Annotated in this window: 14 protein-coding genes and 2 pseudogenes; 13 read left to right on the plus strand and 3 right to left on the minus strand. The window is 36.0% G+C overall.

From position 1 onward, the window contains the following. The first annotated feature begins 65 nt into the window (after positions 1-65). Positions 66-1,487: an amino acid permease gene (locus NHG49_RS02690; RefSeq protein WP_149173991.1), complete on the plus strand. Its 1,422-nt coding sequence runs from the start codon at positions 66-68 to the stop codon at positions 1,485-1,487. A 108-nt stretch (positions 1,488-1,595) separates the two neighbouring features. Next, a complete protein-coding gene (locus tag NHG49_RS02695; RefSeq protein ID WP_149173990.1) occupies positions 1,596-2,870 on the plus strand; it encodes an acetylornithine deacetylase in 1,275 nt (424 codons plus the stop codon). Between the two features lie 99 nt (positions 2,871-2,969). Here NHG49_RS02695 and NHG49_RS02700 read toward each other — a convergent pair whose 3' ends face one another. Beyond that, positions 2,970-3,623, minus strand: a complete 654-nt coding sequence (locus NHG49_RS02700; protein ID WP_001136878.1) for a DUF1232 domain-containing protein — start codon at positions 3,621-3,623, stop codon at positions 2,970-2,972. 130 nt (positions 3,624-3,753) lie between these two features. Here NHG49_RS02700 and NHG49_RS02705 point away from each other — a divergent pair, with 130 nt between their 5' ends. Next, positions 3,754-4,365 carry a manganese efflux pump gene (locus tag NHG49_RS02705; RefSeq protein ID WP_064477255.1) on the plus strand — a complete coding sequence of 204 codons (612 nt, stop codon included), beginning with the start codon at positions 3,754-3,756 and terminating at the stop codon, positions 4,363-4,365. Positions 4,366-4,487: 122 nt separating this feature from the next. On the opposite strand, the gene NHG49_RS02710 is transcribed toward NHG49_RS02705, so the two are convergent. Further along, a complete protein-coding gene (locus tag NHG49_RS02710) occupies positions 4,488-4,829 on the minus strand; it encodes a DUF3969 family protein (protein WP_000766602.1) in 342 nt (113 codons plus the stop codon). Between the two features lie 175 nt (positions 4,830-5,004). After that, positions 5,005-5,934 carry a glutaminase A gene (gene glsA, locus NHG49_RS02715; RefSeq protein WP_001149843.1) on the minus strand — a complete coding sequence of 310 codons (930 nt, stop codon included), beginning with the start codon at positions 5,932-5,934 and terminating at the stop codon, positions 5,005-5,007. 69 nt (positions 5,935-6,003) lie between these two features. On the opposite strand from glsA, the gene NHG49_RS31415 reads away from it, so the two are divergent. From NHG49_RS31415 to NHG49_RS02760, 10 genes and pseudogenes are all read left to right on the plus strand, one after another. Beyond that, positions 6,004-6,087 carry a transcriptional regulator gene (locus tag NHG49_RS31415; protein WP_081257449.1) on the plus strand — a complete coding sequence of 28 codons (84 nt, stop codon included), beginning with the start codon at positions 6,004-6,006 and terminating at the stop codon, positions 6,085-6,087. Between the two features lie 171 nt (positions 6,088-6,258). Then, positions 6,259-7,761 (plus strand): N-acetylglucosamine-specific PTS transporter subunit IIBC, encoded by a 1,503-nt coding sequence (gene nagE / locus NHG49_RS02720; protein ID WP_064477256.1) that lies wholly within the window; start codon positions 6,259-6,261, stop codon positions 7,759-7,761. Between the two features lie 263 nt (positions 7,762-8,024). Further along, positions 8,025-9,263 (plus strand): serine hydrolase domain-containing protein, encoded by a 1,239-nt coding sequence (locus NHG49_RS02725; RefSeq protein WP_088046945.1) that lies wholly within the window; start codon positions 8,025-8,027, stop codon positions 9,261-9,263. A 135-nt stretch (positions 9,264-9,398) separates the two neighbouring features. After that, positions 9,399-10,214 (plus strand): annotated as a pseudogene (locus tag NHG49_RS02730) (sugar ABC transporter ATP-binding protein). A 168-nt stretch (positions 10,215-10,382) separates the two neighbouring features. Continuing rightward, complete coding sequence (locus tag NHG49_RS02735; RefSeq protein ID WP_064477259.1) at positions 10,383-10,784, plus strand: LSm family protein; 402 nt, start codon at positions 10,383-10,385, stop codon at positions 10,782-10,784. A gap of 16 nt (positions 10,785-10,800) precedes the next feature. Beyond that, on the plus strand, positions 10,801-10,995 hold the full coding sequence (locus NHG49_RS02740; RefSeq protein ID WP_064477260.1) for an LSm family protein: 195 nt from the start codon (positions 10,801-10,803) through the stop codon (positions 10,993-10,995). A gap of 13 nt (positions 10,996-11,008) precedes the next feature. Beyond that, entirely contained in the window at positions 11,009-12,556 is a 1,548-nt protein-coding gene (locus NHG49_RS02745; RefSeq protein ID WP_258125532.1) for a glycosyltransferase family 2 protein, read from the plus strand. Further along, positions 12,546-13,789: pseudogene (locus tag NHG49_RS02750) on the plus strand (nucleotide sugar dehydrogenase). The gene NHG49_RS02745 and the pseudogene NHG49_RS02750 overlap by 11 nt, the downstream one beginning before the upstream one ends. Next, on the plus strand, positions 13,786-14,751 hold the full coding sequence (locus NHG49_RS02755; RefSeq protein WP_103655469.1) for an NAD-dependent epimerase/dehydratase family protein: 966 nt from the start codon (positions 13,786-13,788) through the stop codon (positions 14,749-14,751). The pseudogene NHG49_RS02750 and the gene NHG49_RS02755 overlap by 4 nt, the downstream one beginning before the upstream one ends. Beyond that, positions 14,744-16,291, plus strand: coding sequence for a glycosyltransferase family 2 protein (locus NHG49_RS02760; RefSeq protein WP_258125533.1), 1,548 nt, complete (start codon positions 14,744-14,746; stop codon positions 16,289-16,291). Before NHG49_RS02755 ends, NHG49_RS02760 begins: the two co-directional genes overlap by 8 nt. Positions 16,292-16,300: the final 9 nt, after the last annotated feature.

Here is a 16,300-nt window from a genome sequence, read left to right on the forward strand (position 1 = left end):
TATTATGAATATTTTTAAAAACGCTTACATGAAATGGGTTTCCAAAGGGAAAAGGGGGGATTTATATGATGGATCAAAACCAAGGGTTAAAACGGGAATTGAAAAGCAGGCACATATTTATGATTGCACTTGGAGGAGTTATTGGTACCGGTCTTTTTTTAGGATCTGGGTATACAATTCATGAAGCTGGGCCTGGAGGAGCGATTGTAGCGTATCTTGTTGGAGGATTTGTTATGTATTTAACGATGCTCTGTCTTGGAGAGTTAGCTGTTGCGATGCCTGACGCAGGATCTTATCAAACGTATGCTACAAAGCACATTTCCCCTGCAGCGGGTTATGTAGTCGGCTGGATGTCGTGGCTAAACTGGTCTGCTACGATAGGTATTGAACTGATTGCAGTTAGTATTTTAATGAAACGATGGTTTCCTGATGTACCGTCATGGATTTGGTGTGTAGTGTTTGCGGTGCTTCTTTTTGCTATCAATGCGTTATCTTCAAGAAGTTTTGCAGAAGTTGAATTTTGGTTTGCAAGTATTAAAGTAATTACAATCATTGCATTTATTATTTTAGGCGGGGCAGCAATGTTTGGTTTTCTAGATATGAAAGGAAACGAACCTGCACCGATGTTCTCTAGCTTTACTGATTATGGTGGGTTGTTTCCAAATGGATTATCAGCCATTTTAATTACGATGATTGCAGTTAATTTTTCCTTCCAAGGAACGGAACTAGTTGGTATTGCAGCTGGAGAGAGTGAAAATCCAGAGAAAACGATCCCGAAGGCAATTAATAATACAGTTTGGCGTATACTTGTGTTCTTTGTATTATCTATTTTCATTCTTGCAGGCTTATTCCCTTGGCAGCAAGCAGGAGTGATAGAAAGTCCATTCGTAGTTGTATTTGATAAAATTGGCATTCCTTATGCAGCCGATATTATAAATTTCGTTATTATTACAGCGGTTCTATCCGTTGCGAATTCAGGATTATATGCAACTTCTCGTATGCTATGGTCTATGTCTAACCAAGGCATGATTAGTCCAATTTTCGGTAAGTTATCTAAAAATGGTGTTCCTATTTATGCATTGATTGTAAGTACAATTGTAGGTTGCCTTTCATTACTATCAGGTATTTATGCGGAAGATACAGTTTATTTATGGCTACTTTCTATTGCTGGGTTTGGGGCGATATTAGTTTGGGCATCTATTGCTCTATCTAACTTATTGGCTAGAAGGTCATACATTAAGCAGGGCGGGGATGTGAAGGACTTGAAATTTAAAACACCGCTGTATCCATTTGTACCACTGCTTGCGTTAGTATTAAATGTAACAGTAATTGTTGGTATGGCTTTTATTCCAGAACAAAGAATGGCATTATATTGTGGTATTCCATTTATGATTGTTTGTTTACTGTTTTACCGTGCGACAAGAAATCAGGCACGTAAGGTAGAACATATTGAAAAAACAAATAAAACAGAGGCAGAAAGTTTATAAATATATTAGAAACTTATGCTAAAAAAAGAGACTGTAAAATTGTAAACAGTCTCTTTTTTTGTGACAATAAAGCTGGAAACATACTATGTATGCAAAGGGGAATTAGCGATGAATCAAGAAGTTTCACAGCTATTAGAACAGATTGATTTACGAAAAGATGAGTTACTAGAGCTTACAAAAACTTTAATTCGCTTTGAAACACCAGCACCGCCGGCGAGGAATACAAATGAGGTGCAAGAATTTGTTGCAGATTTTCTAAGAAAACGAAATTTTAGTGTTGATAAATGGGATGTATATCCGAATGACCCGAACGTTGTTGGGGTGAGAAAAGGGATAGAAAGTGACACACATAAAAGTCTTATTATTAATGGACATGTGGATGTAGCTGAAGTGTCAGCAGATGAGGCGTGGGATACAAATCCGTTTGAACCATTTATAAAAGATGGTTGGTTAGTTGGACGTGGTGCGGCAGATATGAAAGGGGGACTGGCTGGAGCGCTATTTGCTATTCAGCTTTTACAAGAAGCTGGTATTGAATTACCTGGAGATTTAATCTTTCAATCCGTAATTGGGGAAGAAGTGGGAGAGGCAGGTACACTTCAATGCTGCAAAAGAGGTTATGATGCTGATTTTGCAGTCGTAGTGGATACAAGTGATTTACATATGCAAGGACAGGGCGGCGTAATTACTGGATGGATTACTGTGAAAAGCCCCCAGACGTTTCATGATGCAACACGCAGGCAAATGATTCATGCTGGAGGACGTTTATTCGGAGCGAGTGCAATTGAAAAAATGATGAAAATTGTGCAAAGTTTACAAGAATTAGAGCGTCATTGGGCAGTCATGAAAACATATGAAGGCTATCCATCTGGAACAACAACAATTAATCCAGCTGTTATTGAAGGCGGACGTCATGCAGCGTTTATTGCAGATGAGTGCCGGTTATGGATAACGGTGCACTTCTATCCGAATGAAACATATGAACAAATAATAAAAGAAATTGAAGAGTATATTGAGAAAGTAGCGGCTGCCGATCCATGGTTAAGTGAAAATCCACCACAATTTAAGTGGGGCGGAGAATCAATGATTGTGGATCGTGGCGAAATTTTCCCTTCTTTAGAAGTAGATTGTGAACATGCAGCAGTAAAAACGCTTAGCTCAGTGCACGAATCAATTCTATCTAAAAATGCAATTTTAGATATGTCTGCAACGGTAACGGATGGTGGTTGGTTTAGTGAATTTCATATTCCAGCTGTTATTTACGGACCAGGTACATTAGAAGAAGCTCATTCAATAAATGAGAAAGTTGAAGTAGAACAGTTAATTGAATTTACAAAAGTAATAACAGCATTTATATATGAATGGTGTCATACAAAAAAATAGATTAGTGTGTTGAAATCGTACAGGTATGTATACTTGTACGATTTTTTAGTGAACTATTTCAGAGTTGAACAGAAACAACTGAAATAGTTCTTTATTTTTCTATGTCTTTCGTTTTAGTTCGATTAATTTCTCTTTCGCTAATTCAACAGCAATTGCATCATCTAAATAGCCAATTGGAAAGAGATAGTCGGGAATAATATCTGTCGATAAAATGAAATACAGTAATGCGCCTCCAAGAACTGCACGTTCTTCTTTTGAGATAGTTTCATTGCAAAATTGTTGATACATATCGGTTAATTGTTCAATAAAAGGACCAGCGCTATCAATTTGTTCTAATTTACTGGCGAAACTTTCATGAATACGTTTTTCGCCTTCTGTTGTCTGAGCATAGCGTTCATAGTTTTCAAGTTCTTGTTTTACGCGAGTTGTTGTATAGTCGAAATCGAATAAGTTAGAGGATTGCAGCGTTTGCTGAATTGTATCAAGAGACGTGTACATATCCGTCTTCTCTTTATTAATGTGAGGAGAATCAGGATACATTTCATCAAATAACAATTGGGGTGGAACTTGCAAACATTCTGCAAATTTTTGTAGATGTTTTTGTTTTGGCGGTTGTTTACCATTCATAATTCTTGAGATTGTTGCGGGATCAATATTTGTATGCATTCCTAATTGGCGCATGGATAAGGCACGTTCTTTTAAAAGTTTTTTTATTAATGTACTAAGCCGCTCATTTGGATTTTCTCTAGGCATAGTGAAGGCACTCCTTTTTTATTGTTGAAAAAATGTTGAGCATTTATTACATGTATATGAAACAGACAGGCACAGTTGCTCAACATTTTCATAAGATGCATGGAAAAGTGAGAAAAAGGGGTGGCTGTTTATGAGTACGGCAGGTCTATTTTCAATTTTTTTAATCGGGATTGCTTCTAATTTAGATAATGCAGGTGTTGGGATTGCATATGGCATTCGTAAAATTCGAATTTCGTGGCTTAACAATTTTATCATCGCATTTTTTGGGTTTTTATTTACTTTGTTAGCTGGATTTTTTGGGAACTGGATAGCGTTACTTATTTCAGAGTTTACTGCAAACCTGATTGGAGCAATCGTTTTAGGAATAATCGGGATGTTTATTTTGTGTCAGCCTTTCTTGGGGCAAAGAAATACTGTAGGTTCTAACGATGGTAATGTACTTATGGGAATTTTACGTGATCCAGAAAAAGCAGATTTTGATGGTTCTAAAACAATTAGTTTTTCAGAAGCAATTGTTTTAGGGATTGCATTGTCTATTAATAATATTGCAGGTGGATTTGATGCTGGGGTAACAAACTTGAATCTGTGGCTTACAGCAACTATTTCTGGGGTGTTTAGTTTTATTTGTATTAGTGGTTTTGCGTATGTAGGAAAAAGATTTTTAGCAGCATACTTAGGGAAATGGGCTACTGTTATTGCGGGCATGCTATTAGTTTTTATTGGGATAGATCAGTTATTGTAACATACAATGTTCGAGCATTTCCTCGGAAATATTCGAATGAATTGCATATATCGACACCGGATGCGCAATTACCGAAACGTTACTGTTTTTATAAATATTAAAGCACCTACATAGGTGCTTTTTTAACGTATATCTTCAATTAATTGTTCCGATTCTTCATGCATACTGTACTCACTTAACACTTGAATGCAAAGCCACTTTAATTCTTCAATAGTATGTTCAAGTTCTTCAGGAAGCACATGATGAATGTCTTCAAGTCCCATTCCGAAGTGGATGAGTTCAAGTACTTGATCATCGATGTTTCGATCCATTAGTAGTTCAAGCACTTCTAAATTGAATATGTATCGGTGAGCTTCATCGAGTGAAACAACTTTTAACTTCAAGCTTTCTACAATACTCAATATAAAAAGGAGAATTGTTTTTTCAAGAACAGGCTGTTTTTCCATTTGAAATATTAGTTTCATCTTTCACACCTCCACATATAGCGCTAGGTTGTACTATATTATTCAGGAGGGGGGAGCAAATATGCATGATATAGAGAAACTTTCAGTACGGTTTTTGTAAGGATATGGATAGCTGATAAAATTGAGGGTTTTATGAAATAAAAAAATCCTGCTAGTATAGCAGGATAACTCTGAATTAAAAAATGCTCCAACCTTCTTGAGCAGAAAGAAGTTCAAGAATTTTAAAACCGGCGATACTATTTCCGTTTGCATCTAAAGCTGGTCCGAAAATACCAATTCCCATTTCTCCTTTTACGCAGCCGAAAATACCACCAGCTACACCACTTTTGGCTGGAATACCAACACGAATCGCAAATTCACCAGACTCGTTATACATACCGCATGTAACCATAAATGTTTTACAGATTTTTGTAATATGTTTAGGGATAATTTGTTTTTTCTTATATGGATCATAGCCATCCATCGCAAAAATTAAGCCGATACGCGCTAAATCGATACAGTTTACTTCAACTGCACATTGACGAGTGTATAAATCCATAAGTTCTTCGATGTCACAATCGATAATTCCGTTTTGTTTCATATAGTAACAAAGTGAACGGTTTAAGTAAGCTGTCTCTAATTCTGAATTGGCAACTTTAGAAGAATAATTAATAGTAGGATTATCTGTTATTTCACGTACAAAATGAAGGATGCGCTCCATTTTTTCTTCATTATCGTTTCCGGTTAACATACTTGTAATAGCTAGTGCCCCTGCATTAATCATTGGATTAAGTGGCTTAGAAGGACTTGTCGTTTCTAACTTAATAATAGAATTAAATGGGTCACCAGTTGGTTCCATTCCAACTTTAGAAAATACATATTCTTCACCACGATCTAAAAGGGCAAGTGCAAGTGTAATTACTTTTGAAATACTTTGAAGAGTAAATAGTGTTTGTGAGTTGCCAGCATGGATGTATTCTGTTTCTTTATGGAAAATGGCAATCCCTAAATCAGCCGGATTTGCATTTCCTAGTTCGGGGATATAAGTAGCAAGCTTTCCTTTTTTCGTATATGGTTTTACTTGTTCTAACAACTGTTGTAAGTTGTTTGTTTCAATGCACTGCATAGTACCAACGCTCCTATTTCGAATTAACTACGTTTACTTTTCCCGATATGCTCGGAAATAAATAATAACATGAAAAGGTGGAATGATAAAACGAAAGTTATATGTACTATAGTAGGTATTTCGTTTCGAGTATTCTATATTAAAAAAGGATAATTTTCCTTTTATATAACAGTTTGGAAATAGGAGATTTATCCATAAAAAATTCGAAAATAAAAACTACACATCTATACAACTATATGTTATTATGGTTATGTAAATAGAAAGCGTTTTCTAAGGCGTACTTATAATGATAACGATTTCATAAATTTGATAGGGGGAATTAAAATGTTGCAGTTTTTACAACGTATTGGTAAAGCGTTAATGCTTCCAATCGCCGTACTACCAGCAGCAGGATTATTGCTTCGTTTAGGGCAACCGGATGTATTTGATATTCCTGTTATGGCACAGGCCGGCGCAGCGGTTTTTGATAATTTAGCACTTATTTTTGCAATTGGTATTGCAATCGGTCTTTCAGTTGATGGTAGTGGTGCAGCAGGTCTTGCAGGTGCAATTGGTTATCTGGTTATGAAAAACAGTATTGATGCACTTAGTAAGGGATATTCTACTGTAGAATTACAAGATAAATTAGGTAAAGTTCAAGATTTAATAGGCAATAGCGCAAATGTAGATCCATCTAAGCTGGCAGATACAATGACACAAGTATCTAAGGCCGCCGAATTATCGACTAAAGTGGATATGAAAGTTTTAGGTGGTATTATTGTCGGCGTTATAGCAGGATTCCTTTATAATAAATTCCATAAGATTAAACTTCCAGAATGGTTAGGTTTCTTTGCTGGAAAACGTTTCGTTCCGATTGTTACATCGGTTGTGATGCTAATATTAGGAATTCTATTCGCTCAAATTTGGCCAGCAATTCAAAATGCTATCGATGCATTAGCTCATGGAATTGTTAATTTAGGTGCAGTTGGTTCAGGTCTATTTGGTTTATTAAACCGTCTATTAATTCCAATTGGTTTACACCACGTGATGAACACATACTTCTGGTTCGTATTTGGTGACTTTACAAATGCAGCAGGTAATGTTGTAAATGGTGATATTGCTCGCTTCCTTGCAGGGGATAAAACAGCAGGTATGTTTATGACTGGTTTCTTCCCAGTTATGATGTTCGGTTTACCAGCAGCATGTTTCGCAATGATTGCAGCTGCTAAACCAGAAAAACGTAAAATGGTTACAGGTATGTTAGGTGGTCTAGCATTAACTTCATTCTTAACTGGTATTACAGAACCAATTGAATTCTCATTCATGTTCTTATCACCAGTATTATATGGTATTCATGCCGTGTTAACAGGTATTTCTTTATTCGTAACAACATCACTTGGCATTCACGATGGTTTCACATTTAGTGCCGGTGCAATTGATTACTTCTTAAACTTCGGTATTGCAACAAAACCAGTATTGCTAGCGGGAATCGGTTTAATTTACGCAGTAATTTACTTTGTAGTATTCTACTTCTTAATTAAGAAATTCGACCTAAAAACTCCTGGTCGTGAAGATGACGATGAGTTAGCTGAAGAGGATGATGCGCCAGTTGCAGGTTCAATTGGTGAAACTTACGTAGCAGCTTTAGGTGGAAAAGAAAACTTAACAGTTATTGATAACTGTGCAACACGTCTACGCTTACAAGTGAAAGATGCTGGTCAAGTAAACGAAGCAGCATTAAAACGTGCTGGTGCAAAAGGTGTTATGAAATTAAGTAACACGAGTGTCCAAGTTATCGTAGGTACAAATGTTGAATCCGTTGCCGATGATATGAAAAAACACGTATAAATAATGAGATAAGAGGATATCCCAAAAGATTGATAACATCAATTTTTTTAGAGGATATCCTCTTTTTTTGTTAACAATTTAACGGGAATCTTACTTTTGTAAATTTTCTTTTTCTTTTTCATACATATAGGTTGGTAATATGTGTAGTGCGTGATAAAGTAGGGATGACGTCGAATGGAATGTCAAAAATCTATGAAAAAGATCCGGAATGAATCTTGTGTAGTGGAATTAAATTATCGGTAAATAAGGGGAAAAAAGCAATCATGGATCAGGAAAAAAATAATGCGAATGGGAAAGCACGTCGGCCGATTGTATACATAAAAAGAACAATCATTCTCGTCTTACTATTTTCAGTTGTATATTTCATGTATACAAAAATTGTTGCGCATAATAAGAAAGAAGAAACTTTAAAAGCAGCAGAAATGAAGAAACAAGAAGAGCTAAAAAAGAAAGAAGAAAAGAAGAAGCAAGAAGCACAAAAACAAAAAGAGCAGGAAGAACAAGTAAAGCAAGTACAAGCTGTGGAAAAGCCTGCTGAGGGACCACCTCAAGAAATTAATGAAAACGCTCAATTAGATCAATATTTACAAAACGCAGGATTTAGCGGGACGGCTGTTATTGTGAAGAACGGAAAAGTTCTTTTAAATAAGGGATACGGTATGGCGAACAAAGAGAAACAAGTACCGAATAATTCAGAGACAACTTTTTATATTGGTTCTATTTCAAAGGCATTTGTAGCGACTGCTATTATGCAATTAAAGGATCAAAATAAATTAAACGTAGAGGATACGGTTGCAAAGTATATTCCAGATTTCCCTCAAGGTAATGGTATTCAGTTAAAACATTTACTAACACATACATCAGGAATCCCAGAGTATGAGCAGGGAACAGAGGATATTTCTCATGAAGAATTGATAAAACGAATAGGAAAGCAAAAGCGTGTTGGGGGTCCAGGAGAGAAATGGAAATATTCCGATTCGAACTATTCGATACTTGCCTACATCGCTGAGAAGGTAAGTGGACAACCGTTAGAAGAATATATTAAACAACATATTTTTGCTACTGCGGGTATGAAACATTCTGGTTTCGGTAAAGCGTTAGAGCAAACAAGGTTTCCATCGACAGGTTATAAAATAGTAAATAACAATATGACAACACCTAATATTCCAAGTATGTCACAACTATATGGTTGTGGTGATATATATACAAGTGCACATGATTTATATTTATTTAATGAAGCACTCTTCTCTGGGAAGTTAATTTCAAAAGAGAGCTATGATCAAATGTTTACAGGCGGAAAAAAAGATTACGGATTTGGTTGGTACGTAGACCCAGGTAGTTATTCAAATCACGGTGTAATGCCAGGATGGAATTGCTTAAATGGATTTAGTAAAAACGGAAGTGTGTATGTCGTTTTATTATCTAACATTCAAAACAACATTAAATCGTTTGGTAAAGTGAATAACGACATTTATACGATGTTGCGAAATATTGAAGTGTAAGAGGCTATCCTATTGGATGGTCTTTTTTTATTGAGGAAGTGTAGGGGGCAATGAGATAATGAAATAAAGTGAAACTTTAATCAGTGGGGGTCTTACTGCCAGTTAATGCGGGATAAATGGAAAAGGGGGAGGGACATGAGTATACATAAGCATCACGCACGTAATGCAAAACGCATATTTTTTGTATCTGTCATTGTATGGATTATCGTCGCAATTGTATTAGTGATGGAATATAAAAAAGGGAGGCTGTTCACTTCGGAGAAAGAAAATCTGAAATTAATAAGTGTTGTACTACCAGCATTTGGATTATTAATATATAGTTTTATGGAAAAACGAAGGTCAAAAATGCTTAAACAGGAAAATTATAATATAGAGACTTCTGAATTATTTGAGCAAAAAAAATTTGTTGTTCGCAAAGAGGTAGGTGTATTTCAAGTAATAACGTACTTTGGATTAGATGGCAGTGCATTAGGATTTTTAAAAGAAGAGTATGATTTGGTTATCCAACGTGTATGGCAAGCTGTACTTTCGTTTCTTTTTAAGGGACTACATAAGCAACAATTTTATTTGTATAATCACTCGGGAGAAAAATTATTGCGTGTTCAAAAGGAGAAGGGATTACGCAATTTCTATACTTTTTCTAATGTAGATGGAAAGAAAATTGGAGAGTTGAAACAAGTACTAAGTTTAACAAAGTGGGAATGAATCTTTTTAGGGATGGATGGTAAAGAATTTGGTAAAGTGACTGGGGACCTTTCAGCAACAATGCAGAAAATAGATTGGCGAGATGGAACGCATATTGATGTAAAAGAAGATGGTATTCCTTTAGAAGCTGTTAAGTATTTCTCGGTAAGTGGTGGTTCACTTGTTACAGCTTCTATAAGTGAGCAGGCAGAATTACCACGAGCGGTTTATTATAGTGTAGCTGCTATTGTTATAATTGAAAATTAAAATATACAAAAAGATAGATGGAATACCATCTATCTTTTTTATGTGACTAGAAAAGATTGTTTCTTTGAAAATGTATGCCTTACCTATCACAAAAAAAGCCTGCTCTGTATACATTAAGATGTATGGATGTAATTTTTAAACTTTAAAAAATAATAGGAGGAGAAGTATATGTGTCTGTTCAAAAAATATTGGCATAAATTATCTCGATTATTTAATAGACAATTAGGCTATTTTTTAGATGACAAATTATTACCTGCTGTGGAACGAATTTTATTTTCGCAAAACTTTGCAAGGTTTATTCAAAGAAATTCAAAGAAAGCTACGGAAGAATTTATTGAATCAAGTCAATTTCAATCTATTATTTGTAACATATTAAAAGAATGTAATACATCACCGTTTAAAGAAATTGCAAAGCAATATTTAGGTAAAAACGTTGAAATTACTGTGACGGTTGGACAGCTAACAGGTGTGATTGTAGCAGTTGGTGATGATTTCTTAACACTGCAAGAAGGAATCGGAACTGAAGTTTTATTACCATTTACAAGTATTATATCAATTAAAGAAGCGTAAGAAAGGAGATTTATATATGTTATTTACTGATGAATTGCGTAACCATGTTGGTGAGTTAGTGCAAGTTGTGACAGCTGTTGAAATTGTTGCAGGTATTCTGTTATCTGTGACAGACGGGGTAGTAAGTGTTCGTACTTCTCCTTCTTATGGACCACCGGAAGATGTAGTTGTACGTATTCCTATTATTTCTTATGTTCGCTTGGAAGGGTAAGCGTGATACAAGTATGAGAGTATCAGTTGTTATTCCAGTGCATAATGAAGCGAGTACTTTATCACAAGTTTTAGTAGAAGTGGAGAAGCTTGAACCATATGAAATTATCGTAGTAGATAATGGATCGACAGATGGGACGAAAGAAATAGCGTCACGACATCATTGCCAAGTAATTTATTATCAATATTCTTTTGGCAATGATGTTGGACGGGCAATTGGAGCAAGAGAAGCGAAAGGTGACATTGTTTTGTTTTTAGATGGTGATATCGTCATTGATAGCAAAGAGTTGCAACGTTTCGTAAAAGGAATTCAGCAAGGCCACCAAATTTTTGTGAATAATTTAACATGGTCCGTTTATTTAAAGATGAGACCGCATTATACGACAGTTGGCAAGTGTATGTTGAATCGTTATTTGAATAAAAAAGATCTTGTTGTTGGATCTTTAATCGCAATTCCACATGCAATGAGTAGGGAAGTTATTCAGAAATTTGGTTGGTGGAATTTAGCAGATCCAGCGCTGTTTCAAGCGATGGCGATGTCTAGAGGAGTAGATATTGTCGATACGGCTTCGGTCGATGTTATTCATACAAATAAAGTGCGTCCTGTGCATACTGGTACATCACCCGATTCGCCTTATCCGAAAGCGACTAGTCGTATTATGGGAGATCATTTACGTGCTTTGCAATACGTAATCGAAATATATGGTAAGCGTGGTGGTTTTTCGGAAGGAAATAGGGATAGAGGGTTTATAGGAAAGTATAAACCAGTTGTATTACAAAAGAAAAAAGCGAAATATAGTGCGATCATCCCCGTATCAGAAGAGAAAATGACGATAAGGTCTGTTATACAAGAAGTAAAAAAAGCAGGTGTAGATGAAATTATAGTGGTTGCGAATGGAGCTGATATTGAGACAAGTAAACAAGCAAAGTTAGAGAATGTGATCGTTATTGAATTCGAGGAAGCTCTCGGGCATAATGTGGCCCGAGCGATAGGCGCTATGCATGCCACGGCCGATATTTGTTTATTTGTCGATGGTGATTTTGTTATTCCGGGAAAAAAACTAATTCCATTTTTACATGCTATTGAAGATGGGTATGATGTGGCATTAAATGACTTACAGTGTTTATTAGATATGTTTCATCCGGCAGATCCAATTAGCATGGGGAAATATTTTGTGAATTTAGTAGCAAAACGACCAGATTTATGGAATAACTCATTAACGGCAGTACCACATGCTATGCATAAAAAGGTAATAGAACAAATAGGATATGACTCTCTCGTTATTCCTCCATTAGCTCAAATGAAAGCTATTTTGGAGGGATTTTCTATTACAGCAGTAGAATTTGTGGATGTAATAAAAACAAATCGAGTACGCCCAGAGCAACATGAATTTGTAAATGGACGTATTCCGGCATTTGACCGTATTTTCGGTGATCAACTTGAGGCGATTGCACATTTATTACAATCCACAGACGAACGCGGGAGTTTTACAGATGGAGAGCGGGATAGAAATATAATTCAACAATTGAGAAAGGAAGAAGAGAATACAAATGAATGTTAGTAGTACAGTTGCCATTATCGGATTAGGATATGTTGGCCTTCCTTTGGCAGTCCATTTTGCAGAGAGAGGACATACAGTACTTGGATTAGATAAAGATACTAGAAAAATAGAATCAATTGTAAAAGGAGAAAGTTATATTCCGGATGTTTCTTCTAAATTGTTACAAAGTTTATTGGCTAAAAAAAATTAATAGTAAATACACCGGATCAAGGTATTGCTGATTTTCAAAATAGTGATTATGTTATTGTCACTGTCCCGACTCCAATTAATGAACAAAGAGAACCAGACTTAAGTGCCCTCATTTCAGCTTCGCATTATATACAACAAAATCTTCAAAAAGGACAAACCTTCATTTTCGAAAGCTCCACATATCCAGGTACGCTCGAGGAAGTTATTATTCCGATTGTTTCTCAAGGCGGCCAAAAGGTAGGAGAAGATTTCTATATCGGATATTCTCCTGAGAGAATTGATCCAGCAAATAGTCAATATTCCGTTCAGGATATTCCAAAGGTTATTAGTGGACAAACTGAACAGTGCAAACAAAAGGTACAGGATTTATATAGCACAATTTTCGATGTAGTCGTTCCTGTTAGCTCTCCAAAAGTAGCGGAAATGTGTAAGTTATTTGAAAATATTCAGCGCCTAGTCAACATTTCATTAGTAAATGAGTTAAACACACTATGTGAAGGTTTAGGAATTGATTTTTATGAGGCGCTTGAAGCTGCATCTACAAAACCGTTTGGATTTACCCCATATTGGCCAGGACCAGGAATAGGGGGACATTGTATTCCAGTAGATCCTTTATATTTCCAATGGAGAATAAAAAAGAATGGGACAATTAGTAAATTAATTGAAGCAGCACATGTGATTAATGAAGAAATGCCAGAGAAAATAGTCCGGAAAGTAAAAGGCATGGTGCAATCACCTGCATCAGTTTTAATTGTAGGAATTGCGTATAAGAAAGATGTAAATGATTTGAGAGAATCACCGGCTTTACCAATTATTGAATTGTTAATAAAAGAAGGATACGAGATAGAATATCACGATCCATATATTTCTTCTGCAAAATTTGGAGATAAGTTGTACCAATCTGTTTCTTTGGATGAACAAGTCATTAAACAAGCGGATTGTATTTTAATTTTAACTGATCACTCTAATATCGATTGGAAGCTTTTTAAAGGAATGAAGCGAGTAATAGATACACGTGGAATTATAAAGAAGGTGAGTGTATGAGTAAGAAATGTTTAATTACAGGTGGAGCAGGATTCATTGGATCGCATCTAGCCGAAGAATTGGTGAAAAGAGGAAATGAAGTCACGATTGTGGATAACTTCTATAAAGGAAAAAATAAATATCATGATGAGTTAATGAAAGAAATTCGGGTTATTCCAATAAGCGTTTTAGATAAAAATTCTATTTATGAATTAGTAAATCAACATGATGTAGTGTTTCATTTAGCAGCAATTTTAGGTGTGAAAACGACAATGGAAAAGAGTATAGAGCTTATTGAAACGAATTTTGATGGAACGAGAAACATTTTACAAGCAGCGCTAAAAGGAAAGAAGAAAGTAGTCTTTGCGTCTACTTCAGAAGTATATGGTAAGGCAAACCCACCTTTCTCTGAAGAGGGGGATCGATTATACGGGGCAACTTCTAAAATACGTTGGAGTTATGCAGTGTGTAAAACGTTAGAAGAAACATTATGTTTAGGCTACGCATTAGAAGGTTTACCGGTAACGATTGTTCGTTATTTTAATATTTATGGTCCAAGAGCGAAAGATGGTCCGTATGCAGGGGTAATCCCACGATTTATCAGTGCGGCCCTGCAAGGAGAAGACATTCTCGTATATGGAGATGGAAAGCAGACACGTTGCTTTACGTATGTAAGTGATGCGGTGGAGGCAACGATTCGGGCAATGGATGAGAAGGTAAATGGTGAGATTATTAATATAGGTTCTGAGAACGAAAAGAGTATAAAAGATGTAGCAGAAGTAATTAAAAAGCTAACGAAATCTTCTTCAAAGATTGTCCAAGTTCCTTTCGAAGAGGTATACCCACATGGCTTTGAAGAAATTCCAAATAGAAGACCAGATGTAACGAAATTAAAAGAACTTGTGCAGTTTCAAGCGACAGTAACGTGGGAACAAGGATTGAAAGAAACTATTAAATGGTTTCGTGAAGAAAACAATGGCTAAGTCGCTGTCGGTTATTATACCTGTATGTAATGAAGCGGATACGATTTCGGACGTTATTCAATCGGTAAAAGGATTAAATCCAGTAGAGGTTATTGTAGTAGCAAACGGTTGTAATGATGGTACAGAAGAGGTTGCTGATCGTTTAGGGTGTAAAGTAATCAAGTATACAGAGCTACTAGGGAATGATGTTGGCCGTGCGGTTGGTGCAAAACATGCGATAGGTGATGTATTACTATTTATAGATGGAGATTTTGCTATTCAAACTTCAAAATTACAATTATTCCTGAATCCAATTTTACATGATCAAGCCGACATCGTTTTAAATAATTTGGACGCATTATTTTTAAAGAAACAAAAACCGCACTCTGTGACAGTATGGCGCCAAATATTAAATGCAATGTTAGAGAGTGAAGAGTTAAAAATTGATTCTTTATTATCTGTACCTCATGCGTTGACGAAAGAAGTTGTTCAAAGCATTGGATATGAATGTTTCGTTAATCCTATTGTAGCTCATTTACGCCTAGTACAAAGCAAATGGAGAATGAGTCGTCATTGTGCAATTGACGTTATTACGCCGAATAAATTTCGGCCAACCGAGCATGCTGCGTATGGAACGGGTCTTTCTCAATCTGAAAAACGGATGATAGGTGATCATATAGAAGCTGTAGCGGAGCGAATAGTAGGCAGTGATGAGCGCGGAGGGTATTATGATGGAAATAGGAAAAGAGAGTGTGTCTATCATACTTTAAGTTTCGAAGATTTTTATCAAGGATGGGGCGTTACATCTAAGTTGTATAAAGGAAAGCAATTATCGGTCATTATTCCTGTACAAGATGAAGAGAAAACAATTGGAAACGTAATAGAAGAGCTTCGCAAAATTGAACCTTTTGAAATTATCGTTGTTGTAAATGGTTCATCTGATAAAACAGCAACGATTGCAAAAGACAAGGGAGCAACAACAATTGTATATAAAGAAGCACTGGGTAACGATGTGGGGCGTTCACTTGGAACTTATTTCGCCAAAGGAGAAATTCTGTTATTTATAGACGGTGATTTTGTTATTCCAGCTAGTGAGCTATATCCATTTGCAAAAGCTATTGCAGATGGAATGGATGTCGCATTAAATGATCTAAATCATTATTTAGATTTAAGAGTACCGCTTCATCTTGTAACTGCATTTAAATATGCATTAAATTTAGCTTGTGATAGAAAAGATTTAGGAGTAGGCTCTCTTATCGCTGTACCGAATGCGTTTAGCCGTAAGTGTTTGAAAGAAATCGGGTATAGATCTTTACTGTCACCTTGTGTAGCCCAAGTGAAAGCTATTCTGTCAGGATTCGAAATTGCGTGTGTAAGTCGTGTAGAGGTCGATAAGATGAACCGCATTCGTCCCAGTGAACATTTTGCAAAAATAGGTCATCCTCCAGCTGTTTTGCGAATTATAGGTGATCATATAGAAGGATTAGAGCAATTAATTGTATTAGAAGGCAGCCGTGGTGGATTCTATGATGGGAATAGAAAAAGAGATGTTTTAGAGTAGTAACAAAAA

This window comes from Bacillus sp. IBL03825, from assembly GCF_024712505.1.
In the GTDB taxonomy this organism is placed as follows: domain Bacteria; phylum Bacillota; class Bacilli; order Bacillales; family Bacillaceae_G; genus Bacillus_A; species Bacillus_A wiedmannii.